Below are 24,745 nucleotides of genomic sequence, written 5' to 3'. Positions count from 1 at the left end.
ACATGTTCGAACTGCGCGTGCTGTCCGGCCTGCATTTAGGCGCCGCGTTACCCCTCTTCGGCGACAAATGGCTGATAGGCCAGGCCGATGAGGCCGATTTGATGCTAAGCGATGAGCGCGTTGCCGCCCGCCAGTGCACACTGCACTGTGAAGATTCGCAGTGGCGAATTGAGACCGACAGCGGCGAGACGGTTAGCGTCACGATAGAAGACCCATTTCAGGTGGCTGACGTCTGGCTGTGCGTGGCCCGCATCGATACCCCATGGGCCGCCTGTATGCCCCCCGCCTCACCCGAACCGCAAGCAAGCACGGCGCAAACACCGCCAGAGGTGGCCGCGCCCGCTGTCGCCCGCAAAGGGTTTTTCTCCAGGGGTATACGCACATTGTCATGGAGCCTGATGCTGCTGATGACCCTGACGGTAATGAGCTGGGTGTTGCAACCCACCGTTGCCCAGACCCAGGTCACCGCCGCCGGGGAGGCAACGCACAGCGCCGAAAAACTCAAAGCGCCATTAGTGAAAATGCTGCGCGAACGCGACCTGGCCTCTGCGGTGAAAGTGGCTGTCCATAACCATCGCCTGCGACTCACCGGTCGTCTGAGCAAATCACAGCTGCAAATATTTGACCGCATGATGGAGCGCTTTAACGCAACGTATGCCAGTGAGACGCCGCTGGATAACCAGGTCAAACTGCTGGAAGTCTCGCTGCCTTTTCGCATTGTGCAAATTACCACCGGCTCGCGCGCCAATATTGTGACCGATGACGGGCAGCGCCTGTTTGTGGGCGATGAAGTCGATGATTTGCGCCTGGTGTCGATAACCAGCAACCAGATTGAATTTAACGGTCGCGATAACATTAAGGTGAGCTGGTAATGACCGCCGTACTTGAACAGTGGTATCAACAGCAGCAGCGTCGCCTGGCGGCCTTTGCGCCGGTTACCAGCTATGGCCGGATAACCGGTATCAGCGGTATTTTGCTCGAAAGCAGCCTGCCGCAGGCGCGGATTGGCGATCTGTGCCAGATAGCCCGCGATGATGGTCACAGCGTGCTGGCGGAAGTGGTCGGTTTTAACCCACAACACACCCTGCTCTCCGCGCTGGGTCAGCTTGATGGCATCGCCCAGGGCGCACGCGTTGTTCCGCTGCGCCTGCCGCACAGTATTGTGGTCTCCGATGCGCTGCTCGGCAGCGTGCTGGATGGTTTTGGCCGCCCGCTGAACCCGGGCGAAACAGGCGCGTTCGCCCTGCCCGGCACGGTCGATAACGCCGTGGGCGTGCTGGGAGATGCCCCGGCCCCCACCGATCGCCCGCGCATTGATACGCCGCTGCCCACCGGTATTCGCGCTATCGACGGCCCATTGACGCTGGGCGTCGGCCAGCGGGTAGGGATTTTCGCCGGAGCCGGGTGCGGGAAAACAACCCTGCTGGCCGAGATCGCACGCAACACCCCCTGCGATGTCATTGTCTTTGGCCTGATTGGCGAGCGCGGGCGCGAACTGCGCGAGTTTCTCGACCATGAACTGGATGAAACGCTGCGCAGCCGCACGGTGCTGATTTGCGCCACCTCCGATCGCAGCAGTATGGAGCGCGCCCGCGCGGCATTCACCGCCACCGCCATCGCCGAAGCCTGGCGTGATAAAGGCAAAAGCGTGCTGCTGATTCTGGACTCCCTGACCCGTTTTGCCCGCGCCCAGCGCGAAATCGGCCTGGCGCTTGGCGAACCACCGGGGCGCGGCGGCCTGCCGCCCTCCGTCTATACCCTGCTGCCCACGCTGCTCGAACGCGCCGGGCAAACCTCGCGCGGGGCGATTACCGCGCTCTACTCGGTGCTGATTGAGGCCGACTCGATGAACGATCCGGTGGCGGATGAAGTGCGTTCCCTGATTGATGGTCACATTGTGCTGACCCGCCGCCTGGCCGAGCGCGGCCACTATCCGGCCATCGACGTACTGGCCAGTTTGAGCCGCACCATGAGCAACGTGGCGACCCGCGAACACATCCGGGATGCGACCCAGCTTCGGCGCATGATGTCGGCCTGGCAACAGGTAGAAATGCTTATTCGCCTCGGGGAATACCAGCCAGGGCACGACGCCATGACCGATGCGGCGGTAGCGGCTCAGGAGGACATTAACACCTACCTGCAACAGGCGATGCATGCCCCGTCCGGGTATGACAACACGTTGCACCATCTCTCGGAGGTCAGCCTGCATGCGCCGTCATCCGCTTCCCGATAACGACATCATCGCGCCCGATACCAGCGACACGCTGGCGCAGGCATTCGCCTTGCTGCTGCCTATTCGTCGCCAGCGGCTACGGCGCAGCGAACGCCTGCAACGTGAAGCCGAGCAGGCACTACATGAAACCGAGCGCCACACCGCCCAGACTGAGCAACAGCTTGATGAGGCGCAACAGGCCTATCAGGCACTGCGCGAGGGCTTCGCCGAACACCACCAGGCGGGCGTGCAAAAGCAGGAGCGTCTGATGGAAGGCCTGGCGCACGAACGCCAGGCAAGCGATGTGGTGAGCGGGCAGCGAAATCAACTCCAGCAGTACCGCCACCAGCACGTCACGCAACAGCAGCAGATGCAGCACGCACAGCAACAAACCCGGGCGCGTCAGCGCGAAGTGGAAAAACTGGAATATCTGATTGAACACAGCGAGGCATTGCGATGACAGCTCTGGCGCACACGCAGCAAAACGGTCAGCCCGCTCGCCCGGAAGCGGCGCGCCGCACAACACACGCCGGGCAGGCAGAGAGCAGCGCCGAGCGCAAAGCCCGGCCAGAAAGCGCTGGCGAGGCCAGTTCCCTTTTCGGCGAGCTGCTGTTAACCACGCCTTTTGCGCCACAGTCGCCGGTTATCACCCCCTGGGAAGGCACAAGCACTGCGCGAGGGCAGTTAACGCCCACGCAGGAGGCGCCCGCCTCTCCCGCCCGTGCCTGGCAGCAGCTGGAACCGGTGTTATGTGGCATGGTGGAAAAGCAACCCACCGGCCCGGTCTCCATGACCCTGCTACTGCCCATTTTAGGCGAAGTGGATGCGCGCATTGGCCCTTTCGCGGCAGGCTGGGATATCAGCCTGCGCTTTGCCCCGCAGGCCATGAGCATGATTGCGCCGCATCAGGAGCGCTGCCGCGAGTCGTTGCGCCGCCGGATGGCCTGCCCGGTGCGCCTGCGTTTTGAGCAGCGCGGAGGCCAGCAATGAAACCGCTGTCCCTGCGCCCGCTGCCCTTGCAGGAAGCCAGCCTGCGCCAGCGTATCGGCCACGGCCTGCGCTACCCTTATACGCTTGCCGACGAGCCAGGCGAAATCCAGCTGCGTCTGGCCCCTTCGCCTGATACACCACCGCACACGCAGACATTTTCCTGCCGTGCCGGTCTGCTGCATATCGCAGGGAGTGAAACGCTGCTGAGCCTGTTTTCCGCTTGTCCGCTGCTGGCGGAATCTGGCGAATGGTACTGGGCGCTCTTTAACCAGCATCTTAGCCCGGCGCTGCGCACGCTGTTTGGCACGCTTTCACCGCTGCCAGGCATACCGCCTTCGCAGGATGGACTGTGGCTTACGGTCACGGTCACGCTCGGCGAGGCGCACGCAGAAGGTTTGTTATGTCTTGCGCCCGCGACGCTTGCGGCGCTTTCAGACAACCCTGAGTGGCAACCTCTGCCCGCGCCGCTTTGCAGCGCATTACCGTTATCGCTACCGATAAAACTGGGCGCCCTGTCAGTTGCGCTGGCGCAGCTACGCCAGCTTCGCCCTGATGATGTTGTTTTCCCTGCTACCTCGTATTTTTCCCCGACCGGTCGCGGCGAGCTTCGCCTTGCGCAATTACACCTTGAGGGCGAATTGCTGTTCGAGGAGGGCCATCCCGCCCGTTTTCTTATTACCCGTCTGGAGAATACTTACGTGAATGTGACCCCCGAAGACCAATTACCTGCCGATATATCGCAACCCGATACGCCCCTGAGCGAAGCCCCGCTCAGCCAGGCGTCGCCGTTTGATGCCCTGCCGCTGGCCTTAACTGTTCGCTGCGGCCATCTCAAATTGACGCTCGGGGAGTTACACCGCCTGGACGTAGGTTCGACGGTCACGGTTGATAATGTCGTGCCAGGGGAAGCGCTGCTGTGTCACGGCGAATTTCCACTGGCAAAAGGTGAGCTGGTGGACGTGGAAGGCCGTCTGGGGCTGCAAATTACCCATATGTTGCCAGGCGTCGCCAGCCTGTCGGATGCAAACAGGTGACAGCGATGGAAATGGGACCGCTGAATCCAATTATGCTGGCGCTGTTTCTCGGCGCGCTGGCGCTGCTGCCGATGATGCTGATTATCTGTACCAGCTTTTTGAAAATCACCATGGTGTTGCAGCTCACGCGTAACGCCATGGGCGTGCAACAGGTGCCGCCCACGATGGCGCTGAACGGTATCGCGCTGGCGGCGACGCTATTTATTATGGCGCCGGTTTTCAGCGATATCACCGACCGGCTGAAGGCGATCCCCGTCGATTTTAGCAGTATGGAGCGGCTCGAATACACCGTGGGTAACGGTATCGAACCGCTTAAAAATTTTATGCGCAAAAACACCGACCCGGACATTGTTGTTCATCTGCAAGAGAACACGCAGCGCATGTGGCCGGAGAGAATGGCGAAGTCGGTGGCAACGGACAATATGCTGCTGGTTATCCCGGCGTTTGTGCTCTCGGAGCTGCAAAACGGTTTCAAAATCGGTTTTCTGATCTTCATTCCGTTTATCGTCGTTGACCTGATTGTGTCGAATATTCTGCTGGCGCTGGGGATGCAGATGGTGTCGCCGATGACCGTTTCCCTGCCGCTAAAGATTTTACTTTTTGTGCTGATTAGCGGCTGGACACGGCTGCTCGACGGTCTGTTCTACAGCTATTTATGAGGACGCCATGGATATTCTGACGCTGTTTCGCCAGGGATTAATGCTGGTGGTTATTCTCTCTGCGCCGCCGCTGCTGGTGGCGGTTGTCTCCGGGGTGATTATTTCGCTTATTCAGGCCGCGATGCAGCTTCAGGATCAGACCCTGCCGTTTTGTATCAAGCTGATGGCCGTGGGCCTGACGCTTGCGCTGACCGGGCGCTGGGTCGGCGTTGAGCTGATGCAACTGGCGCAGACGGCGTTTGCGATGATGTCCACGGTCAGCAACTGATGCTTATTGGCTACCCGTTAACCGATACGTTTCACGCCATCCTCGCCTTGTCGCTGGGGATGGCGCGCATCTTCCCGTGCCTGTTATTGACGCCCATCTTCTCTTTTAGCGTGATAAAAGGCCTGCTGCGCACCGCCATTGCCGTGGCGCTGGGGTTGTTTATCGCGCCGGTTATCAAGCCGCAAATTGATGCCCTGCAACCCGACATGATGACGCTTGCAGGCCTGGTGCTCAAAGAGCTGTTGATAGGCACCCTGATAGGGCTGCTGCTGGCGATGCCCTTCTGGCTGTATGAATCCGTCGGCGCGCTGTTTGATAACCAGCGTGGGGCGCTGATGGGGGGGCAAATAAACCCGCAACTGGGGCCGGACGTCACGCCGCTTGGCAAGCTGATGCAGCAACTGCTGATTTTGCTGCTGATAACCGGTTTAGGGTTATCGACCATCACGCAGATTATCTGGGACAGTTATCATTTGTGGTCAGCCACCGAGTGGATGCCGTTTCCCGGCGAAGCCGGGTTTCATGTCTGGTTAGGGCTGCTGGGGAAAATTTTTAGCGATATGGTGCTGTACGCCGGGCCGCCGGTGGCGCTGATGATGCTGCTGGATTTCGCCATTGGCATCATGAGTATTTACAGCCCGCAGTTGCAGGCAACCGCCCTGACCATTCCGCTAAAATGCCTGCTCGGCCTGCTGTTCTTTATTCTTTATCTGCCGCTGCTGGATCATTTGGGCAATGCACGCCTTTATGAGCTGCGCGATGTGATACCTCTCTTGCCGCACATTTTTGGCCCATCAGCGGGGAGCGCGCCATGAGCGAAAAAACCGAAGACGCCACACCGCAAAAATTGCAGGAATCGCGTAAAAAAGGTCAGGTCAGCCAGAGCCAGGACATTCCCAAGCTGCTTATCTGTATCGGCATACTGGAGACCATTTTCGCCATGGTGGACGCCAGTATGCAGCGGTTGCAGAGCATGATGCTGCTGCCTCTAACCCGCCTTCGCGATCCTTTTGACCATGCGCTCGAAGAGATAATCAGTGACAGTGTCACCGTATTAATCATTCTGGTGGGGATCGCCTGCGCCATTGCTTTAGTGCTGCGCATCGCGGGCGGCTGGATACAGTTCGGGCCGCTCTTTGCCACCGAAGCCTTGACCCCAAAGATGGATGCCCTGAACCCCTTCAACCATTTAAAAAATATGTTTTCCGCTCGTCAGTTTACCCAGTTGCTGACCAGCATTATTAAAGCGGTGATCATCGGTCTGGTAGTGTGGCAGGCCGTCGAGGCGGATTTGGGCAGCCTTGCCCGGCTGGCGCTTGGCGATCTTAACGGTTTCTGGCAAGGGGTGATGGCGCTGTTTGTGAAGCTCGCGCGCCGGGTGATGATGGTAATGCTCGCCATCAGCCTGCTGGACTTTGGTATTCAGCGCTACTTCTTCCTTAAACAGCAGCGTATGAGCCACGAAGATATCAAAAACGAGTTCAAACAGAGCGAAGGCGACCCGCATATGAAAGGCCACCGCCGCCAGGTGGCGCAGGAGATTTTGCACGAAGACCCGGTTCCCGCCCGGCAGGTGAATGTTGAAGAAGCCGATGTGCTGCTGGTCAATCCTACCCATTTTGCCGTCGGGTTGTATTATCGCCCGGATGAAACGCCGCTGCCGCGCCTGTTGTTTAAAGCCTGCGATGAAGAAGCACGAGCAATAATTAAAGAGGCGCAGCGTAAAAAACGCCCGGTTATTCGTTTTGTCTGGCTGACCCGCACCCTCTGGCGCACCACGCGTGAAGGGGCGTACATCCCACGCGAAACGTTAAACGCAGTCGCGCAGGTCTATCGCCTGCTGCGCGAGCTTGAAGAACACTATCTGGATGAGGTGATTGAGATAGAAGAGTGATGCGGATGCGCAGCCGCGCACCCGCCAGTGGCTTTAGCGCGCGGCTACCATTTCCGGCAATAACGCGCGCGCTTCGCGAGCTTGCTGCATAAACGCCAGCAGGAGGGCGGTAAACGTCGCGGGCGTTAAGCCCTCCAGCGATTGCTGATAACACAAGCGCACCTGCTCTTCTTCGTCTAACGCCAGCCAACACCCGCGCATAGCGTTCATTTCAAAGTTGAGTTTCATTAACAGCCGCCAGGTCGCCAGTTGCTCAGCCTGGATGCCCGGCGCAAAAAGCTGGCAATGCAGGAGCAGCGAATCGCTCCCCGCTGGCAGCTCCAGTACCACCGCTTCCTGCCCCTGCGCATCCTGTAACGCGCAAACCCCCTCGTCAAGCGACAGCGAAATCCCCTGACGGCGGCCAAAATCATCCAGCAGCCGTTGTACCCGTTGTTGCGGCATCATCATAAACTCCTGTGAAAAATGAAAACATGGCGCGGGCCTACAGCCACCCGCGTTTGTCCTGAACCTCAGCATTGGTCAGTGCATCTACCAGCGTTTGACTGGCCTGGGCAATTTCACCTTCAAGGGTAAAGGCAACGGGTGACAGTTGGTTTGCACCGTAGTTAAAGGTAATTTTGCCCAGATTACGGCTGATACTGACGCTGGCAGAGCTGCTGCCACCGGCAACAAACAGCGGCACATTGATGCCTTCCTGCTTGGTGTCGGTTTCGCTAAAGGCGACAGATTTGACCCGCAGGCTCTCTCTGTCACGCAGCATGGCCGCGACCTCCTCCGGCTGCGTTTCATGGCGCAGCCACATTTGCTGTAGGGTATATTTGTTCTCATCTTTCAGTTCGAGCGTGACCATTGCCTGGGTGTTACGGTTTTTTTGCAATTCCCGCACGACCTCTTTGAGCAGCGGTTTTTCTTCCATAAAACGACTGATGGCTTCTGCCGCACTTTCCGGCAGTTCACTGGCGAACAGGCTATGTACGACGTGCATCAGGTTATTGCTGTCCACCTTTCTCAGGTTGTTGTAGGTACTCTGGTACTCGGCGCTGTTCAGCCCCTGGCAGCGCAACCTCTGCGCCTGGCGCTGCAAAGAGAGCTGGCGCGCGCTGTTAATCACCCCGTACTGACCATTGTTAGCGGGGGATAATTCCAGCAGATAGGCCAGAAGCTTATCGAGCTTGCTCTCCGTGGCGGTCTGTTCATCCTGCATAAAGGTGCTGAACACCTGCGGTTCTTTCTCTTTTGCCGTGCTTTTTGCTTCCTTGCGCAGGGTTTCAAGCGTTGTGCGCTCGGTTTTAGACAGCGGGCGATACGCGCCGGGGTTCGCCTTGCGCGCGTCCAGACTCGCCGCATTGAGCGCTTTCAGCCCGGCGGAAAGTTCGGTTTTTTCTTTCTTAGGCGGTTTATCCGCGTCTTTTATCTCCTGTAGCAGTGTGTTGGTTTGCGGGTCGTCAAAATGTGTCCCGACCTGCTCGATAAGCTTATCCAGCTGGCGGGAATGAACCGGCTCCGCTCTGGCGATATCAAGGTTCATACTGTGTTTGGTGCGATTATCAATGCTTGCCTGGATGCTGGTACTGTTGACGCCAAACAGCGGAATGCGCAGTTTGGACGCGGCGCTGGCGCTGATGCCGACGCCACCGTTCACCCCGATGCTGGCGCTGGCGGTATTAAACATTCTGACGCGGTTATCACTGTTATTCAGCGAGGTGCCCGCCGCGCTTTGGGTAATGCTGCGCTCGCGCTGGGCGCTTAAGATATTCGCGCCCAGCTGCGCCATGCCGCCGACGCGGGCCATCGCCGTATTTTTCTTCGCATCCGCGCCGGTCGGGAAACGTAACCCTGCGCCCGCCATCGCTATCGCGGCGGCGTCAACATTAAAACTGAGCGTGGTGCCCTGCTTCACTTTATGGCTGACGCTCTTCTCCAGCAGGCTTTCGGGGCTGAGCGTACCCTGGGTCAGGTGTTCAATAAACGCCGGGAGTTCCGCTTCACTGAGCGTAAAACTGATGCTGTTTTGCAACTGGCGCTGCATCGCGACGGCCACGATGCCGCCAAGCCGCACCGACGGCGCAATGCTGCGATTGCCGCCCAGATCTTTCTTGATGTCAGCGGTCTGCGGCAACTGGCTAAACGGGTTCCAGCCAACGGCACCGAACACCGTCCCGGTACCGCCGCCGTTACGGCTAAAGGTTACGTTGATACCGTTATCGCCACGGGAAAAACTGGTGTTGTAGGCGCGATCGAGATTGCCCCGCACGCCCGGCACGCCAATCACTTCTCCGCCCGGGATGACCGACACGGTGACCATGCCGCCATAATTGCGGCCAAACCCCAGGTTTTCGCCCGTTTCGAGAGTTTTGAGCGTCTTTAATAGCTGCGCGGCCATCTGCTGCTGTTCCGGCGCTTTCAGCACCGTGCGGGTGGTAACATTCAGCCCATGATGCGGTTTGCTGAACGCATTGATAAAGGATTTGATTGCATCGTAGCAGGCCTCCAGTTGCGCGTTATTGACAAACCCCTGGTGGGTGGCTTTCTGCACGAGATTTTCGCCGTACTCCTCGTCGCGTAAAAAGCGCACGCGCGCGTGAATCTCAGCGACAGCCGCCGGGTTCTCGCGACAGGCTTCCATCATATCGACCACCTCATGCAGAGCGGCCATCATCAGCCCATCGAGGATCAGGCGGGATTTCACCAGCCCCATCGTATCAAACGGGTCACGCTGGCGTGCCAGCGGCGGTTGCGCCTTCTGGTGACGCACCGCCACGCCTTTTTCCTGTAACCGGGTCACCAGCGCGCCGCTCTCCTCACGCAGCGGATAGTGCCGGTAGACGTCCGCCAGCTTGTCGAGCAGGTTTTCATCATCGCTGTACGGGTTGATAGCCTGGGTGAACGCGGCAACCTGCGAAGGTGTAAAGCCTGACTTTTCGCTGCCATCACCGCGCAGCGCTCCAGTGTGCTGGCCGAGTAAACTGCCGTGGTGCTGCGCGCTGTCGGCCACATTCTCTGCAAGGGTTTTTAAATGCGCCAGCAACGTGCGGTTGAACGGGCGGGTATCCAGCCCTTCGATGCGCGCCTGTAAAGTGCCGCGCGGCTGCCCGGCGGTGGATAATGCTTTTAGTTGCTGGTGAAGGTGCGCCTGCTGCGCGTAGAGCGGGCGCAGCCCTTCGCGCCCTTGCCAGTTATGCCGGGTGGCGTACCAGGCCGTTTTTAGCGGTCTGGGCGTGCTGAGCCGGGTGTTGATAAGATGCGCGCCAAGCCGGTCGCGCAGACGGCTGTTGACATGGTTACCATCGCGCCCGGTCATACCGGCGATGCTGGTTTCATACTTGAGCGTCATCCCGCGCAGGTTAATACTTTTCGAGGCTTCGTCGAGCCGCTCCATCGCTTTTAACGTTTCCGGGTGGGGGGCAATCTCCGGCAGTGGTTGCGCCGGGTCGAACTCATCCAGCCTCTCCCAGCGCGCTTCCCGCTCAATATCCCCTGCGCCGTCTTGTTGCAAAACCGCGCCGCGCCCGGCCTGGTCTGCCACCATCAGCGCACCGCTCCCGGTGTTGTGAAGCAGTGCAAGCGTCCCCAGCCCCCCGGGCAGTGCCACCGGCTGCCAGCGCGCCTGCACAGCGCTACCGGCTGGTGCGCGCCACTGCGCTTCCGGCATACGCCAGAGCTTGCCCTGCTGGTCGAGGACATACAGGTTGCGGTGTTGATCGGTGCTGATATCGGTCAGCGTATTGCCCTCACCGTTGGCGTCTGCCGTGGCCGCCACGTGCGGCAGCCAGTTGCCTATGCCTGCTTTGGTCAGGGTTTTCATCATTTTGTGCGCCTGGCGGGTACCCGCCAGCGTGCGGTGGTATTGCAGGGTATTGTTTTCACTGATTGCCGCGCAGTTTTCCCCGTCAATGGGGGCAATCGCCCGCGCGGTATTGTCTTTGTCAAAGCCCGGTAGCGGCAGCTCCAGGCTGAGGCTGGCTTTCACCTGCCGCAGGGCAAAGCGATGGTGCGCGCCATCGATTTTGTCACTCTTCTGGCTCACTTTAACGCGTGACGGCAGCCTTTCAAAAATCACCCAGCCGCTGCCATCCTGCGCCCGCTTCAGGCTGTCGGCTTTCTCCTGGCTTGCTTCCCAGCGCCCGGAGTTTTTATCCCGGCTGTAGAGCTTGCCGTCATGGATAAGCAACTGCCCGGCCCGCCCAAGCTCTACCATCTCATGCGGCAAAGGGCGCGGCTGCAATAGTCCTTCGTGTTTATCCAGCACCAGGCTTTCGCTCAGATTCCAGCGCGCCTCAAACAGCCCTTGCTCATTGAGCGCACAAAGATGCTTCTGATCGCCGCCGCTTTTGGCCAACGCCATCAGCGGCCCGTCTTTATGCGCCACCAGCGCGCTGAGCATCACCCCTTCGCCCAGTTGGGCGGGAAGCTCGCGCTGGCGGGTATCCCGTTGCAACACCACCTGCGCATCGCCCGGTTGTGGCGCGGGGGCAGACCACAGATGCCCCAGGCTGTTCAGCGCATAGAGCGTGTCGTGATGCAGGGCGATAGCGGTGGCATGAAAAGGGGTGTTTTCGCCCTCAATGCTCGCGGTTTTCAGGGCCAGCGCATGGTGCTGCTCTTTTTTAGCGCTCAGGGTGTTGAGAAACATTACCGACTGGGCGGCGGTTTTTTCATCGCTGAGCAATACCAGCGGAGCGCTGCGCGGGCTGGTGCAGTATGCGGTGATTTTTCCTGTGAATTTTTCTGACTTTTTCCCGGTGGAGAGGTTATGCAGGCTTTTCTTATCGTAAATGGCGTACAGCATACCGTCCGGCTGTTTGCTCAACTTGCTAAAGGTTTTCTCTTCCTCTTTATCGACCTGATCCCAGCGCAGGGTCGCGTCGTTCAGCCGGTAGAGCCGCCCGCCATGCTCACGAAGCCGCTCCTTTACCCGCTCGTCGCCCTCGTCATTGCTGGCAATCTTCCGCTCATGGGTAAAGATGCCGGTCAGCACAGTGTGGGTGGTGCTGTCCGGCAGCGCGGCCAGGCGCTGTTGCGCATTTTGCTGGCGCCAGGTGGGCTGCGGGCGGCTACTGGTCAGGCCGATAAAGGTGGTGTCTGAACCTTGCAGGCTAAAAAGCCGGCCATCGGGCGCCTGCAATAAATGCTGGCAGTTATCCGCGCTCGCCTGATGCGCCAGCCAGCGATGCTGCGGGCGCGCCAGGGTTTCGCTCAGGATAGCGCTCAGGTGCTCCGATGCGCTCTCGCTGACGCTGAGTGTGCCATTTTCAAGGCTGAGCGTGGCAAACTGCGCGCGCGTCTCGTGCCGCCGGGCCGGGGCATCCTCTTCGGCAGCGCGGTATGCGCGCTGTTGCTGCGTGCTGCGCTCGCTCTCTTGCAGCGCCAACCAGGACTCTTCAGCGATGGGCGCCAGCAGATGGCGGCGGCGGTCGGGCCATGGTTGCGGCTCGCGCATCGGGCGCAGTGGCGGCGCCTCGTCGTCAGGTTGCGCTGCCTGCTCGCGCCGGATAGCGTTTTCAGCAGATGGGCGAGTCTGCACCGATGATGCGGGTGCAGGAGGCGAAGGGTGAAGCTTTTCCCGCAGGCGGCGCATGCTCTGGCGCAGGTTTTCACTCATGCGCTGGCGCGCGGTGGCCGCCTGCTGTCTCAACCCGGGTGCCGCCTGGCTGCTGGCACCGTCCTGGTGGAGCGAGCCGCCAGCGCGCTGGCGCGGACGGCTGCTAAATTGACGCAAAGGAATAGACGCGGTATCGGTGTGCGATGCTGAATGCGCCGCACGCAAGCCCGCCAGTAAAGGAATAGATATAGCCATGGTCGATCCTCGCTCAAATACGACCCCAGCGATCGCCTGGGGTCTGAGACTGCCGGACATCCGTTAGTTGTCTACCGCTATCTGCGTGTAGTCGTTAGGGCTATTACGTAACTGGGGTTGCCACCAGATAGTCAGGCTGTGAAGGTCTGACGCCGGGCGGCAGCTCACCTCATTACACCCGACGCTGGTCCGCGCGCAGGCGCTCAGCATCAGCGTGGCGAGGGCAAGCCAGAACAGTCGCAGTAACATGTGCTTTTCTCCTTTTCAGTAGAAGTTCCTCGCCAGTGCGCCACCCGCCGCCGAGAGCAGCGAAGCGCGCGACGGGCGTGCCGGAGCGGTGGTGTCAAAGGCGACAAACACTTCCGCAGATTCTCCCGGTGGGAGCGCGGCGCGCGGCCAGACAGCCACCGCCAGCGTGCGGTCACTGCGACAGGCCGCTTCATCAAAACGCTGTGTTTGATGGGTGTTGTTGGTTATCACGCCAACGGTTATCTGCACGCTGCTGTTGCCATACCATTGATGGCGACGCACATCGCTTTGAAACGCGCCGGGGATGCGGCACAACGCAGGCAGCGTCTGGCCGCTGCCGCCGCTGGTCATCCCTGCCGGTACGCGGTTACGCGCCAGGTCGCGCATCGCCCCTTCCACCATCCCTTTGACGTCGGTGTATTTATGGCGATTGGCGACTTCATCCATCGCGCTGTTGAGCTGATCGCGCGACTCGGCGGCAATGTAGCGTGACGGATCAACCTGGTCGCCAATCAGGTGCGGCGTAATAATAAACAGCCGCTCACGCTGGGAGGTTTCATAGCGCGTGGAGGTAAAGAGTTTGCCAATCAGCGGAATGCTGCCGAGCACGGGGATGCGCCGCTCGCGATCGCCGCTCTCTTTGGTGTGAAACCCGCCCATCACCAGCGAGCGCTTCGCTTCGACCAGCGCCTGGGTGCTGATCAGCGCGTTATGTGTCCCCTCGGCGTCGCCGTCATCGTTTTTGTTGAGCTTGCCATCCTCCACATCGACAATCAGTTGAATGGCGGATTTTTGCGAAGTGCTGATAGCGCGCGGCGTGACCCGCAGGCTGGTGCCCGCCGTGACCGCCTGAATATCCGCCACCCGCTCGCCAATGGCGCGGATAAAGGCGGTGTCGCTAAAATCAATCACCGCTGGCTGGTTCTCCAGCGTCAAAATGGTCGGGTTAGCGATAATCGTCGCCGTGCCTTCTCCCTCCATCGCTTCGATGCTGGCAAAAAAGCGCTGGAAGTCGGTGACGAACAGCGTGCTGGCCCCGGAGAGCATATTGGTCGCGCCAGAGACGTTACCAAACTGGCCGCCAATCCCGCTGGAAAACCGCTTGAGCGCGTTGCGGTCGATATCGACAATCACCGCATCTATCTCAATGAGTTTTTGCGGAACATCTATTGAGCTGATTAATGACTGGTAAGAGGCGCGGGTTTTCGGGTCGTCGCGGACCAGCAGCAGGTTATTGCGCACATCCGCCGACACTTTGCCCGCAAGACCCCCCACGGGCGCGCTCTGGCGCTCCGATTTCGGCATATTGCGGCCAATCATCTGGCTCATCAGGTTTTGCGACTGCATACGCATCGCACCCATCGCGTCGTCCCCCTCCCCCTGGCCTGAGGACATCCCGCTGGAGGAGCCGCTGTTTGACTGGCCCAACAGCTCGTTGAGGATGGTGGCAACGCCGGGCACCAGTAGCTCCTGATCGCGGTATTTAATCGTGCGATCGGCCACGGCCGCATAGCGCAGCGGGAACGCCATCATATCTTTGCTCTCTTTTTCCGGCTTGCTTTCCGATTTACGCGCAAAGTCGGTAATCTGGCGCACGTACTCCGGCGGGCCGGTCACCAGCACGACGCCTTCGTCCGGCAGTTCGCCCCAGCCAAAACGCGGCTCCAGCAGGCCAACGCCGCGCAGCGCCTCTTTGAGATCCGGTGCGGCTTCCGGTGAGATCTCAATGCGCCGGGAGGTTTGCGCCGATTGTGGGCTGACATAGAGGGTATTGTTGTAAACGAACCACTGAAAGCGGTACTCCAGCGCGAGGCGATTAAGAAACGCTTCCGGGTTGTCCGCGCGCAGTTTGGCGGTGACATTGCTGTCGCCCAGCGTGCCAAGATGCACCTCGACACCAAAGCTACTGGCAAAATCCTCAAGAATGATGCTCAGCGGTGTATTGTCTGCCGAATAGGCATAGGCACCGTTTTTCCACTCATCCGGCACGCGGGCGTTACTGATGCCCATGCTCAGTACGAGCAGGGTTATGGCCGCCAGCAGGCGGCCCGGAAAAGAAAACGTAAACACGCCTGACTCCTTGCTGACAGGGCTGGCCGGGGCCTAGTTAATGGCGTCGATAATCGCTTTACGGATGCCAAACTTAAACTGGGTATACTGAGAGCTGGCCCAGCTGGCGTTGGACATATCCATCAACTGGTTCTGAAAGGCATACATATCCGCCACGTTAAAGGATTCGCCGGAGAGATCTTTGGCGAACTGATACGCTTCATGATGCCTGCGGGATGTGTTGGTGGATAACTGACGCTGAAACAGATCGTTTGAACTCATGACATTAACTCCTCTTGTTTTGCACCACTTTTAAGTGGCGCGACAAGCGAAGCAGTTCCATGACTTTTACATTTTTTATGCTTCTTCCTGCTCACGCCCCGGCAACAGTTGCTGGCGCAACGTGTCCCAGTTCACAATCAGTTCGCCCTGGCCGGTGACCAGGCGCACGCTGTCTTTGGCAAGCGCCGGGTCCGGGCATAACGTCCAGCAGAGCTGTGGCTCGGCGGCAAGCCAGCCGCTGACCGCCTGCTCCTGCTCGCTGGCGCACCAGAGCGTGGCGGGTTGCTGGCGTGGATACAAACGCAGTAGCTGTTTAAGGAGCGCATGAAAGCGGCGCGCATCATCCACGTCATCCAGCAGTTGTTGCAACGCCTCGTTCAGCACGTTGCCCGCCAGTATCACCAGTTGCGCTTCGTCCTCTTCGCGCTGTTGCTGCCACTCAGTCAGTAGCGTCTGCGCTTGCTGCCAGAAGTCCGCTTCCCACTCGCGCTTCAGGGTCTGTGCTTCTGCGGCGGCCTCGGCGCGCGCCTGCTCGCGGATAGCCTCGGCCTGCTCGTGCGCCAGTTCTATTATCGAAACCGCTTGCGTTGAAAGCGCTATCTCTTCGCGTCGCAGAATGTTCCCTTGCGGGGCGATTGCGTTGAGCTGACGCAGGGTTTTAAGTGTCCACATCGCGCGTCTCCCCGGCGTGTTGTTGCACCTGCCAGAGCGCGGCTTCCCATAGCGGGCGTAGCCGGTGAGCAGGCAATAAGAGCGGCGGGCAGGATGGCGCATCCTCTGCAGGGAAAAGCAGCCGCAGGCGCGGCCATACGGCTGGGAAAAGCGCCTGTAACAGCCTGAGACTGCCGCCGCCGCCGCCATCGGCAAAAAGATCCCCCGGCACCCAGCACTCGGTGCGCATCCCTCTGGCCAGACGCCGCAGCCAGATCTTTAGCTCAGCGGAGAGCGCCGTGGTGCCCGCGCAAATCTCTGTGACCAGCCCCAACAGCTGTGCGCGCTGTGCGGCGTTTAATTCACTGATAGCCAGCACCAGCGGCTGCGGTTCCGGCAGCACTTCCGGCGCCAGGCCCAGCGTGCGCTGCCACACCGATGCATGCTGGCGCAGGTAGTCCAGTTGCACGGCCGCAGGCAATCGCGCAAGCGGCTGCGTTCGCCAGCTTTCATCGGCCTGCATCCAGAAGTCGTATTGCCACCAGCAAACCCAGCGCAGGGCGAGTGCATCATTCATAGCGCATCACTTCGCCTGCGCGGCCAGGCGTTTGCGGTTCAGTGCCTGGCGGATAAACACGTTTGCCACCAGCAACAGCAGCAATCCTCCCAGACAGGTGGTGACGATTTTCACCATGCTATAACGCTCAGGGGTGAGCTGAAATGGCCCCAGCTGCACCAGTTCAATAGTGTCCTGCCAGGCTTTTGCCGGCACAAAAACGATGGCCAGGTCGCGGTCATCGCGCCCGCCGAGGCCCGGGATACTGGTGGCGACCAGGCGGCGAATGCGTGGTTCGATACTGTCCGGGTCGAGGTTTTCGTGATATTTAATAAATACCGAGGCCGAGGCGGGCTGCACCGGCTCGCCTGGCGCGATACGCTCCGGCAGCACCACATGCACGCGGGCCACCACTACGCCATCGATTTGTGACAGTGTCGCTTCTACCTCCTGGGAAAGCGCGTAGATATAGCGCGCGCGTTCCTCCAGCGGGCTTGAGATGACGCCGCTTTTTTGAAAAACCGCGCCCAGGTTCGTGCGTGCCTGGTGAGGCAGCCCGGCAGCGTTAAGAATATTCACCGCGCGCTCGATATCCGCACGCGCGACGCTGATGTTAACCCCTTCTTTGGAAACCTGTTTCTCCGCCTCTATTTTGAAGCGGCTCAGTTCGGCCACCACATCGTTAGCATCGTTTTCCGATAACCCGCTATGTAGCTGCGTCTGGTCGCCACAACCGGCCAGCAGCAGTGCCAGGCAGGCGGCGCAGAGGATTTTTATTACGGAGCCATTCATAAGGATCACTGCAGGTTACTGAGTTTGTCGACGGACTGAACGGTCTTGGCAATGACTTTCGCGTTCATCAGACTCTCAATGTAGTAGTTTGAAAGCTGCGCATTGGCGCGGGAGAAATCCTCCACGCTCGATGAGCGCGAAGCGACCTTCAAATCGTGAAAAGCATCTTTTTGCGCGCGCTGGCTGCCGCTGATGGACTGCATAATGCCGCCAACCACGCCTGGCTCTGCGGGCGCTGGCGCACTTTTCGTCGCGCTTTCGTTAAGCTTTGACGTGAACCAGTGAATGTCTTCCTGCCCCGGTGGTTCATCATAAATCTCAACCAAAGGCACCGGCTCGGAGGTGAGCGAGGAGGATTGAGTGACTTTCATCAGCAGAACTCCTTTGAGTGGGGGAAAGCAGGGAGGCGCAGATAACGCTCCCTGCTTGCGCCGGTTAGTACTGGATTTTGACCTGGGCTGCGGCAGAACCTGCCTGCGCGGCGCTGTCGGCGATGCCGTTGATGCGCTGGTTTTCCGCATCCAGCGCCATTTTATCCAGCTGGTTTTGCTGCATCTCACCCTGAATTTTCTGCGCACCTACCATAAAGCTGGCACCGTCCCACGCACCGGACAGTTTGGAGTAGCCAGAGCCCGCGTTTGTGATCCCGTTGGAAAGTAAACTAACAAGTGACATAGCCGTTCCTCACGTTAAAGATGGGTTGTAGTGAATTGGTGTTGCGTTCATTAAGTGGCGAACGAAACCGGGTGGTTCCAGGACAGGTGAAATTTTTTTCACGCGGGGCAATTCAGGCCATCTGGCCCACCGCAGAGCGGGCGGGCAATAGCGTCAGGCGGTCAGTTTTAGCAGTTTCAGGCGATGATAAAGCGTACGTCTGGGGATCCCAAGCTCCAGAATGACGTCATCAATACGGTTACCGTGCCGGTTCAGGCAATCGTGGATCAGACTGCGCTCAATGCGCCGCAGCCGGTCTTTTAACAACCCGCGCCCCTCTTGTTTTATTTCACTGCACAGCGGCGGCAAGCCGAGAACGAAGCGTTCCGCCGCCGCTTTCATTTCGCGGATATTTCCCGGCCAGCTATGCAGCAGGAGCGTCTCATCCAGCGCGGGCGACCCCGGCGGCAAAGGTTGGTTCAGGCGCAGCGCCGCCTCCTGTGTAAAGCGGCGAAACATCGGTAAAATCAGCTCCGGTCGTGAGCGAACGGTCGGCGTGGCGATTTTAATCGTGTCGAGGCGAAAAAAGAGATCGCGGCGAAAACGCCCCTGCGCCACCAGTTGCTCCAACGGAATTTGCGAGGCGGCCACCACACGCAAATCCAGCTCAATACTTTTCGTGCTGCCCAGGCGCTCCACCGCACGGTTTTCCAGTACGCGCAACAGTTTGGCCTGCACCGTGAGCGGCATACTGTCTATCTCATCAAGAAACAACACGCCGTGGTTGGCGCTTTCTATATAGCCTGCGCGGGAGGTGCTGGCGCCGGTAAATGCCCCGGCCATCACCCCGAACAGCTCGCTTTCCGCCAGCGTCTCCGGAATAGCCGCGCAGTTGACCGGCACCATCGGACCACGGCAACCGGAGAGCTTATATAAGCGCCGGGCCAGCGCATCTTTCCCGGTACCGGTTTCCCCTTCGATCAGGACATCAATTCTTAACGGTGCAATCGTATTTAAAATTTTATACAGATGGGTATGGATATCGGTCAGTGGTTCCGGATAGCCCGCCGCCGCAGGTGCGCGGGGGTCAACCTGGCGCAATACGTTATCCGCACTCCCCTCATCTACAGCCCCTTTGGGTAGCTGTGTCCCAGAAAGACGAACCATACATTCTCCATTGGCTTTACGTAAACGCGCCTTGCACGTGGCGCGAAGGTAATTCAGCTCTTGTGGATTTTTTGGAAGTTTAGACTGATGTAAAGAATTACAAATTTATCGCGTCCTCACTCTCCCTCAAGCCGACACGACCCGCTATCAGTCCAGGATGAATGTTTTGTAGGGATAGGCTTTCCTGCTGTAGGGATTTCCTTACAAACGTGCAATAAAAGTCCGCTAAAACAGAGTGCTGGAATATTTTCACGCACGGAGAAAAGATTGAAAACTCGGAATCCGCATCACAGAGCCGATATTTAACGGGAACTCATCAGGAACAATCCCCACTCAGTGTGCGAGGTGGCAACGGGTCAAGCGCGTTAAATTGTGCAGCCTGCGAGGATTATGGTTGCAAAATGTAACTTTACCCTGCCCCGCCCGACCAATCTCTCCGGTTACATTAACTCTGAGGAACAATGCATGAAGATTCCAGGATTTGGTGGTGCAGCAACAAACACGAGCAAAGTCGATCTCCCGCCGGCCAATAATATGGGCAAAATCCCCGGCAACCAGACCGGGCGTCCAGACCTGCCTGCTGCCAACAACGGGAAAACCAGCCCGCTGTCATTTGCCAGCAACGCGCTGGGTGGCGTCAGCACGCTGGCTTCACTTGCCGGGATCGGTGGCAATCAGAACCGCACTCAGGCCAACGGCAGCAACGGCGCGACGGATGGTAACAACTCGCTGCAGGGCGGCGGCCTGATGCAACAACTGATGATGCTGCTGGGCCTGCAACAGTTACTGGGCGGTGGCCAGCAACAGACCTCGCAACAACCTACCCAGAGCCACGCGCCGTCATCCCATAGCGCCAGCCAGAGCAAAAATCCGCTGGAGCAGTTGATGCAGATGCTCCAGCAACTGCTCCAGCAGCTGATGGGTACCGGTAAAGGCCAGGGTACGGGGCAAAATCAGGGAACCGGGCATTCGCCGCAGTCACCCTCTCATGGTCAGGGCGTGACGGATAATGCGAGCCAGCAGTCGGGCGGCATGGGCGGTATGCTGAAAAATGTCCTGATGATGCTGGGTCTGTCTTCGGTGCTACAAATGCTGACGGGCGGTAGCCAGGGGCAGTCTTCGCAGAACAACACGCAGCTCTGATTAGGGGGCCTGGTCTATGGCTATTCAATTACCTGGCGGGGGGATTACCCCCGCTTTTTCTCCTGGTGGAAAACCCGCCAGCGGCTTGCCGTTGCCCTCCTCACTGCTCGGCCCGGCGTTTTCCGGTCTCAAAGGGGATAACGCTATCTGTTACGGCGGCAACAGCGGGACGCCCATGTCTGGTTTGAGCGACCCGCTACAGCAGGATGAGCAGATGCTGATGCTGCTGGGGCTGGCGGCGCTGGTCGATGCCGCCGGTGAAGGCGGTATTCCTGAGGAACTGTTTACCACCATGACGCCGCAGACCACGGGCGATGGGGTTCGCACCAGCGAAAAGGACACCAGCGTCAGGCCGACAGAAGAGAACCTGACAGGTCGCCCGCCGGGCGATAATCGTAGCGCCGAGCAGATCATTGATGATAACCCGGTGCTGAAAAACCTCGGTAACCAGAAAGATATCAAGCGAGAGCAGTTGAAAGAACGTTTTGGCGACTGGACGGATGCGAACAAAGATCCCAAAAGTCGTGCCGATGCGGCTTATAACATGTCTTGTGTGTTAAACAGCGTGAAAAGCCTCAACGCGCGCGATGGCAGCGAGCGTAAGGAGATTTCCGCGAACGATAAAATCGAAGGGATCACCAAAGACGGTGACGCGCGCCACGGTACCGAGGCGGGTGTGCTGAAGGATATTGCCGAGCAGGGCTTAAAAATGCTGCCGGAAAATAAACAGCTGCCTGACACTAAAGATACGCACGTCCGGCTTGATGGCACCAATAAAGATAACTTCCAGTGGGGAATGGGCGAGTTTGGCAAAATCCTGTCAAACATCCCTATCCTGAAATCCGTTGCCGCGCCGTTCTTTAACAATATCGGCGAGGCCAGAAACCTGGGCGAAGTCTTTACCGGGGGTCTGAAAGGGCTGGCTGAAGGCGGTCTGAGCGCAGCGCGCGGTCCGGTGGGCTGGGGGATTACGGCAGCCACCGATACGGTGCAAATTGTGGCGGAAAACGCGGGTGGTAAAGGGAAAAACGAACCACCGCCGTTTGCCTGATGGGCTGCTGAAGGTTCTGTCCCTGTACACGGTACAGGGACTTTTTTTTGCTCAGATGTCAGGCGGGTAAGGTACCGTTGCCGGACGAGATGATGTCGGCAAATTTAAGCACTTTCTCAACATAGGTCGCATCGCCGGTTCCGGTTTTGGAGATATCCGTCAGGTCGTTCACGTTGACGTTCCCCGGCCCGGAGTTATAAGCGCGCAGCGCCGCCCCCATATTACCGCCAAAGGCGTTTAGCTGCTCCTTCATATACAGCGCCCCGGCCATAATGCTGTCAGACGAGTTTGACGGGCTGGCATTCGGCCCCAGCAGATGTGAGTTTTTGCTTTGCAGATCGGCAAAGGTGTTCGAGTTGACCTGCATCACGCCGCTGTCGGAAAGACCGTTGCCGCCATTGGTGGTCACCGCATCGGCTTTACCACGGGACTCCTGCCAGATTTGCCCGGCCAGAATTTCTGGCGGTATTTGGGTCTCTCTGGCGGCACGCATAATGTCCTTCTCATAACGTTGCAGCGCCTGAGGCAAATGCAGCCCTGAACTGCCCTGGGTCGTCGGGATACCGCTGCCTGACGTCGGCGCGCTCTCCTGCGTCGGCGTGCTCAGTGAAGCGTTTGTCGGTGCCGGGCTGTTTGCAGGCGCAGTGACGGGCGGCTGGGTGGTGGCGTTAGCCGGTGTGGCAAGCGGCGGCTCCCCGGTTTGCTCTTGTGCCGACGCACCCGGCCATCCTGCGCCGTTACCGCTATTGTTACCGGCCCCTGCCTGCGTACTGTTGTCCCCCTGCTGGCCAGAAATGAGTTGTTGCAGGAGAGACAACAGCTGGATCAGCCCCTGAAGTTGCGGGGCAAGCAACTGCGCCAGCCCCTGCATCTGCGCCTCACTCATATTGCCCGTATCCGCGGGCGTACCGGTGAGGCTGGCGAAGTCCGTGCCGCCCATCGCGTTGTTGCCGTAGTTGATTGCCTGGGTGCCGCCGTAATCTGAAGAGGTCATCTGTGAGTAAAAGTTTTTATCATTCAGGGCGCTAAAATCAGGTACATCCTGCGGCTGTACCGGCCCGAAAACCGAACCTGACGAGATATGCATCTTTCTGTCCTCATTGCTCAAAAAGCCGTAACCGACACCAGTAAAAACTGGCGCATCCCTTCCGGTAAAACCGGGGTATGAGTGAGTGGAAATAGCGCAGCGCGGGTTCCGGCTGGCGCGTGAGATACGCCAAATTCAGGCGTAAAAAAAGCCGCATCGCTGCGGCTTTGGAGGGAGCGTTATCAGGCTGGTTTTTTGACCTCTGATGGCTCCGATTTCACGGATGCCGCAGAGGAGGCTGGTTCTGATTTCGGCAGCGGGATCATCTCCGCGATGCGGGTGTTCATCTCCTGCGCTTCCGTTTCAATGTGTGCTGCAAGGGCTTTTGCTTCATCCGGTGATAAGGTTTCCGGTTTTGGGCCAGGTTGCGTTTTCGGGGCGTTCGGGAAATCGGTCCACCACGGGTGCGTATCGCCCTGGGCGCGCATCTCTTCTGAGCGCGGCGGCGGGGTGTTGCGTAGCGTGCCGGAGTAGTGCGTGCGGATGCTGGCGCTGTCGGAGCTTTCCGAACGGCCCGCGTCTGACGGTGTTTTTGCCCGCTCACCGACGCTCGCGGCTTCGGATTCCGGCGGTGAACCGTCCGGCGTTCTCGCCAGCGTCCCCACGCTTGCGGCTTCCGATTCCGGCGGTGAACCGTCCGGCGTTCTGGCCAGCGTCCCCACGCTCGCGGCTTCCGATTCCGGCGGTGAACCGTCCGGCGTTCTGGCCAGCGTCCCCACGCTCGCGGCTTCCGATTCCGGCGGTGAACCGTCCGGCGTTCTGGCCAGCGTCCCCACGCTTGCGGCTTCCGATTCCGGCGGTGAACCGTCCGGCGTTCTGGCCAGCGTCCCCACGCTTGCGGCTTCCGATTCCGGCGGTGAACCGTCCGGCGTTCTCGCGCCTGAACTTACCGGCGAGTCTTCGGTTGTCGTTGACGTCGAGCTTGAGCTGCTTTCGTTTTCCTCAGCCGGATGTAGCTTATTGAGCACCGCGCGTTTTAGCTCGTTATACATAATGCCGGCCGCGCCCTGCTCAAAGTATGCGCCAGCGGCAGGTATCAAATACGCAGCCTGCCCAACCCCTTCACGGATGGCACGAAAAGAGGGATTTTTCATCAGTTCCTGCGCGGTGGCGGGCGCATGCGCCAGCGCCGAGGTGAGACTGGTACGCGCGGCGCCTTTGGTAATATTCGCCACGCCCAGACCGGTGCCCAGGCCGATGCCTTCGGCTATCTGCGAGAGCGCCACCAGGTTTCTCATGGCGTCAAGCCAGGTTTTTGGCGTTTTTGCGTTCTGCTTCAGCTCATCAAAACGCCCGCCTTCAGCGCTATGTTTCCGCCCGCTGGATAATGCCTGGTAACGCTCCTGCCAGTCATTACGGCCAAATAAAAACTCCGCGCCATGCATGTTGTCAAAGCGGTTTTGGATAACCCCGCTGAGCGCTCCTGCGCCAATGGTCAGCGCCAGACCTGTCGCCTGATTACCGAGATAGCCTGCCTGGCGCGCACCTTCTAAAATCCCCATCGGTTTTGCTCGGGGCGCATTTTCCTCCAGCATCTGGGTACCGGTGGAAACCGCGCCGGTAAACGGGTTACGGATGTCATAGCCCGTCCCGCCCAGTGCCGCCTGCTTGAATTGATGCCCCAGCGTGTTGCGCTTTTTCATCACCTCCTGCATCACAGGCGCCAGCGCATCCATATCAGCCTGCATCCATTTGCCATTTTGCAGGCTGTTACCGATGACTTTTGACAGTACCGCCTTAAAGCCTACCGCTGTTAACCCCCCCGCAAGGCCGGTGACAAAATCATGCGCGGGCGTCCCGCCCTGCAGCCCCATGGCACTCGCAATCCCCTTGCCAATCAGATCGCCAGGCATACCAGAAAGCGCATAGGTCAGCCCGATCGCGCCTTCTGCCAGTGCGGAGGTATTCCTGTCGTGATGGTGCGCATTTTTGATAACATCTTTTACGTCATCAGCCGTCTGCCCCATCTCATCATGCAGAACCACCGCTATCTCGCGCAGGTAATCGCGGATCTCTGCGCCCCCCGTACATTTATCTTCCAGAGCGTGCGCAATGCGGCCTATCTCCTCATTACGTGCTGCCGCCGCGCGATCCACGGTCGCGGCCGCACTGGTGGTGTTGCGCGTTGCCAGTTCAATCGTATCGTGCCCGGGTACAGGCGTATGCCCGTGACTGCCTCTCACATCCATCGTTTTCACTCCGCCAGG

Annotated in this window: 24 protein-coding genes; 11 read left to right on the top strand and 13 right to left on the bottom strand. The window is 59.1% G+C overall.

Going from position 1 to position 24,745, the window contains the following annotated elements; genetic code table 11:
• The first annotated feature begins 2 nt into the window (after nucleotides 1-2).
• The 9 genes from ACTU3N_RS09100 to sctU are packed head-to-tail and all read left to right on the top strand — an operon-like array spanning nucleotide 3 to nucleotide 7,057.
• A complete protein-coding gene (locus ACTU3N_RS09100; protein WP_443085803.1) occupies nucleotides 3-872 on the top strand; it encodes an FHA domain-containing protein in 870 nt (289 codons plus the stop codon).
• On the top strand, nucleotides 872-2,233 hold the full coding sequence (gene sctN / locus ACTU3N_RS09095; RefSeq protein ID WP_443085802.1) for a type III secretion system ATPase SctN: 1,362 nt from the start codon (nucleotides 872-874) through the stop codon (nucleotides 2,231-2,233). The genes ACTU3N_RS09100 and sctN overlap by 1 nt, the downstream gene beginning before the upstream one ends.
• Nucleotides 2,208-2,672 carry a hypothetical protein gene (locus tag ACTU3N_RS09090; protein WP_443085801.1) on the top strand — a complete coding sequence of 155 codons (465 nt, stop codon included), beginning with the start codon at nucleotides 2,208-2,210 and terminating at the stop codon, nucleotides 2,670-2,672. Before sctN ends, ACTU3N_RS09090 begins: the two co-directional genes overlap by 26 nt.
• Nucleotides 2,669-3,202, top strand: a complete 534-nt coding sequence (locus tag ACTU3N_RS09085) for a type III secretion system HrpP C-terminal domain-containing protein (protein ID WP_443085800.1) — start codon at nucleotides 2,669-2,671, stop codon at nucleotides 3,200-3,202. Before ACTU3N_RS09090 ends, ACTU3N_RS09085 begins: the two co-directional genes overlap by 4 nt.
• Nucleotides 3,199-4,236 carry a FliM/FliN family flagellar motor switch protein gene (locus ACTU3N_RS09080; RefSeq protein ID WP_443085799.1) on the top strand — a complete coding sequence of 346 codons (1,038 nt, stop codon included), beginning with the start codon at nucleotides 3,199-3,201 and terminating at the stop codon, nucleotides 4,234-4,236. Before ACTU3N_RS09085 ends, ACTU3N_RS09080 begins: the two co-directional genes overlap by 4 nt.
• Before the next feature lie 5 nt (nucleotides 4,237-4,241).
• Nucleotides 4,242-4,895, top strand: a complete 654-nt coding sequence (gene sctR / locus ACTU3N_RS09075) for a type III secretion system export apparatus subunit SctR (protein WP_443085798.1) — start codon at nucleotides 4,242-4,244, stop codon at nucleotides 4,893-4,895.
• A gap of 7 nt (nucleotides 4,896-4,902) precedes the next feature.
• Complete coding sequence (sctS, locus tag ACTU3N_RS09070; protein ID WP_443085797.1) at nucleotides 4,903-5,163, top strand: type III secretion system export apparatus subunit SctS; 261 nt, start codon at nucleotides 4,903-4,905, stop codon at nucleotides 5,161-5,163.
• Nucleotides 5,163-5,978 (top strand): type III secretion system export apparatus subunit SctT, encoded by an 816-nt coding sequence (gene sctT / locus ACTU3N_RS09065; protein WP_443085796.1) that lies wholly within the window; start codon nucleotides 5,163-5,165, stop codon nucleotides 5,976-5,978. Before sctS ends, sctT begins: the two co-directional genes overlap by 1 nt.
• A complete protein-coding gene (gene sctU, locus ACTU3N_RS09060) occupies nucleotides 5,975-7,057 on the top strand; it encodes a type III secretion system export apparatus subunit SctU (RefSeq protein WP_443085795.1) in 1,083 nt (360 codons plus the stop codon). Before sctT ends, sctU begins: the two co-directional genes overlap by 4 nt.
• A 33-nt stretch (nucleotides 7,058-7,090) precedes the next feature.
• Here sctU and ACTU3N_RS09055 read toward each other — a convergent pair whose 3' ends face one another.
• The 11 genes from ACTU3N_RS09055 to ACTU3N_RS09005 form a co-directional block, all read right to left on the bottom strand.
• Nucleotides 7,091-7,507, bottom strand: a complete 417-nt coding sequence (locus tag ACTU3N_RS09055) for a type III secretion system chaperone (protein ID WP_443085794.1) — start codon at nucleotides 7,505-7,507, stop codon at nucleotides 7,091-7,093.
• Between the two features lie 34 nt (nucleotides 7,508-7,541).
• Entirely contained in the window at nucleotides 7,542-12,857 is a 5,316-nt protein-coding gene (locus tag ACTU3N_RS09050; protein WP_443085793.1) for an AvrE-family type 3 secretion system effector, read from the bottom strand.
• Nucleotides 12,858-12,920: 63 nt separating this feature from the next.
• Nucleotides 12,921-13,106: an HrpT family type III secretion system protein gene (gene hrpT, locus ACTU3N_RS09045; protein ID WP_443085792.1), complete on the bottom strand. Its 186-nt coding sequence runs from the start codon at nucleotides 13,104-13,106 to the stop codon at nucleotides 12,921-12,923.
• Between the two features lie 15 nt (nucleotides 13,107-13,121).
• Nucleotides 13,122-15,176, bottom strand: coding sequence for a type III secretion system outer membrane ring subunit SctC (gene sctC / locus ACTU3N_RS09040; RefSeq protein ID WP_443085791.1), 2,055 nt, complete (start codon nucleotides 15,174-15,176; stop codon nucleotides 13,122-13,124).
• A gap of 33 nt (nucleotides 15,177-15,209) precedes the next feature.
• Entirely contained in the window at nucleotides 15,210-15,437 is a 228-nt protein-coding gene (locus ACTU3N_RS09035) for a hypothetical protein (RefSeq protein ID WP_443085790.1), read from the bottom strand.
• 75 nt (nucleotides 15,438-15,512) lie between these two features.
• Nucleotides 15,513-16,109, bottom strand: a complete 597-nt coding sequence (gene sctL / locus ACTU3N_RS09030) for a type III secretion system stator protein SctL (protein ID WP_443085789.1) — start codon at nucleotides 16,107-16,109, stop codon at nucleotides 15,513-15,515.
• Nucleotides 16,096-16,665, bottom strand: coding sequence for a hypothetical protein (locus tag ACTU3N_RS09025; RefSeq protein ID WP_443085788.1), 570 nt, complete (start codon nucleotides 16,663-16,665; stop codon nucleotides 16,096-16,098). Before ACTU3N_RS09025 ends, sctL begins: the two co-directional genes overlap by 14 nt.
• 6 nt (nucleotides 16,666-16,671) lie before the next feature.
• On the bottom strand, nucleotides 16,672-17,436 hold the full coding sequence (sctJ, locus tag ACTU3N_RS09020; protein WP_443085787.1) for a type III secretion system inner membrane ring lipoprotein SctJ: 765 nt from the start codon (nucleotides 17,434-17,436) through the stop codon (nucleotides 16,672-16,674).
• A gap of 5 nt (nucleotides 17,437-17,441) precedes the next feature.
• The gene (locus ACTU3N_RS09015; protein WP_443085786.1) at nucleotides 17,442-17,807 is read right to left on the bottom strand and encodes an EscI/YscI/HrpB family type III secretion system inner rod protein; all 366 of its coding nucleotides are present in this window, start codon (nucleotides 17,805-17,807) and stop codon (nucleotides 17,442-17,444) included.
• 64 nt (nucleotides 17,808-17,871) lie between these two features.
• On the bottom strand, nucleotides 17,872-18,111 hold the full coding sequence (locus ACTU3N_RS09010; RefSeq protein WP_443085785.1) for a hypothetical protein: 240 nt from the start codon (nucleotides 18,109-18,111) through the stop codon (nucleotides 17,872-17,874).
• A gap of 153 nt (nucleotides 18,112-18,264) precedes the next feature.
• Nucleotides 18,265-19,257 (bottom strand): sigma 54-interacting transcriptional regulator, encoded by a 993-nt coding sequence (locus ACTU3N_RS09005; RefSeq protein WP_443085784.1) that lies wholly within the window; start codon nucleotides 19,255-19,257, stop codon nucleotides 18,265-18,267.
• Between the two features lie 465 nt (nucleotides 19,258-19,722).
• Between ACTU3N_RS09005 and ACTU3N_RS09000 the strand changes: the two genes are divergently transcribed.
• A complete protein-coding gene (locus ACTU3N_RS09000) occupies nucleotides 19,723-20,400 on the top strand; it encodes a hypothetical protein (protein WP_443085783.1) in 678 nt (225 codons plus the stop codon).
• A 16-nt stretch (nucleotides 20,401-20,416) separates the two neighbouring features.
• Nucleotides 20,417-21,451, top strand: a complete 1,035-nt coding sequence (locus ACTU3N_RS08995) for a hypothetical protein (RefSeq protein WP_443085782.1) — start codon at nucleotides 20,417-20,419, stop codon at nucleotides 21,449-21,451.
• A gap of 58 nt (nucleotides 21,452-21,509) precedes the next feature.
• Here ACTU3N_RS08995 and ACTU3N_RS08990 read toward each other — a convergent pair whose 3' ends face one another.
• Nucleotides 21,510-22,538: a lytic transglycosylase domain-containing protein gene (locus tag ACTU3N_RS08990; protein WP_443085781.1), complete on the bottom strand. Its 1,029-nt coding sequence runs from the start codon at nucleotides 22,536-22,538 to the stop codon at nucleotides 21,510-21,512.
• Nucleotides 22,539-22,720: 182 nt separating this feature from the next.
• Complete coding sequence (locus ACTU3N_RS08985; RefSeq protein WP_443085780.1) at nucleotides 22,721-24,727, bottom strand: hypothetical protein; 2,007 nt, start codon at nucleotides 24,725-24,727, stop codon at nucleotides 22,721-22,723.
• Nucleotides 24,728-24,745 lie beyond the last annotated feature (18 nt).

Origin of the sequence: Vagococcus sp. WN89Y (assembly GCF_052220145.1) — a bacterium.
GTDB lineage: Bacteria > Pseudomonadota > Gammaproteobacteria > Enterobacterales > Enterobacteriaceae > Kosakonia.
Note: the sequence above shows the minus strand (reverse complement) of the source record. Positions and strands in the feature narration are given on the sequence as shown.

What these genes read in the sequence shown, in the direction of transcription:
- sctT (WP_443085796.1), top strand. Translation starts at nt 5,163, where the DNA reads ATGCTTATTGGCTACCCGTTAACCGATACGTTTCACGCCATCCTCGCC.
- ACTU3N_RS09080 (WP_443085799.1), top strand. Translation starts at nt 3,199, where the DNA reads ATGAAACCGCTGTCCCTGCGCCCGCTGCCCTTGCAGGAAGCCAGCCTG.
- ACTU3N_RS08985 (WP_443085780.1), bottom strand. Translation starts at nt 24,727, where the DNA reads ATGGATGTGAGAGGCAGTCACGGGCATACGCCTGTACCCGGGCACGAT.
- ACTU3N_RS09000 (WP_443085783.1), top strand. Translation starts at nt 19,723, where the DNA reads ATGAAGATTCCAGGATTTGGTGGTGCAGCAACAAACACGAGCAAAGTC.
- ACTU3N_RS09025 (WP_443085788.1), bottom strand. Translation starts at nt 16,665, where the DNA reads ATGAATGATGCACTCGCCCTGCGCTGGGTTTGCTGGTGGCAATACGAC.
- ACTU3N_RS09015 (WP_443085786.1), bottom strand. Translation starts at nt 17,807, where the DNA reads ATGAAAGTCACTCAATCCTCCTCGCTCACCTCCGAGCCGGTGCCTTTG.
- sctR (WP_443085798.1), top strand. Translation starts at nt 4,242, where the DNA reads ATGGAAATGGGACCGCTGAATCCAATTATGCTGGCGCTGTTTCTCGGC.
- sctS (WP_443085797.1), top strand. Translation starts at nt 4,903, where the DNA reads ATGGATATTCTGACGCTGTTTCGCCAGGGATTAATGCTGGTGGTTATT.
- hrpT (WP_443085792.1), bottom strand. Translation starts at nt 13,106, where the DNA reads ATGTTACTGCGACTGTTCTGGCTTGCCCTCGCCACGCTGATGCTGAGC.
- ACTU3N_RS08990 (WP_443085781.1), bottom strand. Translation starts at nt 22,538, where the DNA reads ATGCATATCTCGTCAGGTTCGGTTTTCGGGCCGGTACAGCCGCAGGAT.
- ACTU3N_RS09005 (WP_443085784.1), bottom strand. Translation starts at nt 19,257, where the DNA reads ATGGTTCGTCTTTCTGGGACACAGCTACCCAAAGGGGCTGTAGATGAG.
- ACTU3N_RS09085 (WP_443085800.1), top strand. Translation starts at nt 2,669, where the DNA reads ATGACAGCTCTGGCGCACACGCAGCAAAACGGTCAGCCCGCTCGCCCG.
- ACTU3N_RS09050 (WP_443085793.1), bottom strand. Translation starts at nt 12,857, where the DNA reads ATGGCTATATCTATTCCTTTACTGGCGGGCTTGCGTGCGGCGCATTCA.
- ACTU3N_RS09055 (WP_443085794.1), bottom strand. Translation starts at nt 7,507, where the DNA reads ATGATGATGCCGCAACAACGGGTACAACGGCTGCTGGATGATTTTGGC.
- sctL (WP_443085789.1), bottom strand. Translation starts at nt 16,109, where the DNA reads ATGTGGACACTTAAAACCCTGCGTCAGCTCAACGCAATCGCCCCGCAA.
- ACTU3N_RS09010 (WP_443085785.1), bottom strand. Translation starts at nt 18,111, where the DNA reads ATGTCACTTGTTAGTTTACTTTCCAACGGGATCACAAACGCGGGCTCT.
- sctU (WP_443085795.1), top strand. Translation starts at nt 5,975, where the DNA reads ATGAGCGAAAAAACCGAAGACGCCACACCGCAAAAATTGCAGGAATCG.
- sctJ (WP_443085787.1), bottom strand. Translation starts at nt 17,436, where the DNA reads ATGAATGGCTCCGTAATAAAAATCCTCTGCGCCGCCTGCCTGGCACTG.
- ACTU3N_RS08995 (WP_443085782.1), top strand. Translation starts at nt 20,417, where the DNA reads ATGGCTATTCAATTACCTGGCGGGGGGATTACCCCCGCTTTTTCTCCT.
- sctN (WP_443085802.1), top strand. Translation starts at nt 872, where the DNA reads ATGACCGCCGTACTTGAACAGTGGTATCAACAGCAGCAGCGTCGCCTG.
- ACTU3N_RS09090 (WP_443085801.1), top strand. Translation starts at nt 2,208, where the DNA reads ATGCGCCGTCATCCGCTTCCCGATAACGACATCATCGCGCCCGATACC.
- ACTU3N_RS09035 (WP_443085790.1), bottom strand. Translation starts at nt 15,437, where the DNA reads ATGAGTTCAAACGATCTGTTTCAGCGTCAGTTATCCACCAACACATCC.
- ACTU3N_RS09100 (WP_443085803.1), top strand. Translation starts at nt 3, where the DNA reads ATGTTCGAACTGCGCGTGCTGTCCGGCCTGCATTTAGGCGCCGCGTTA.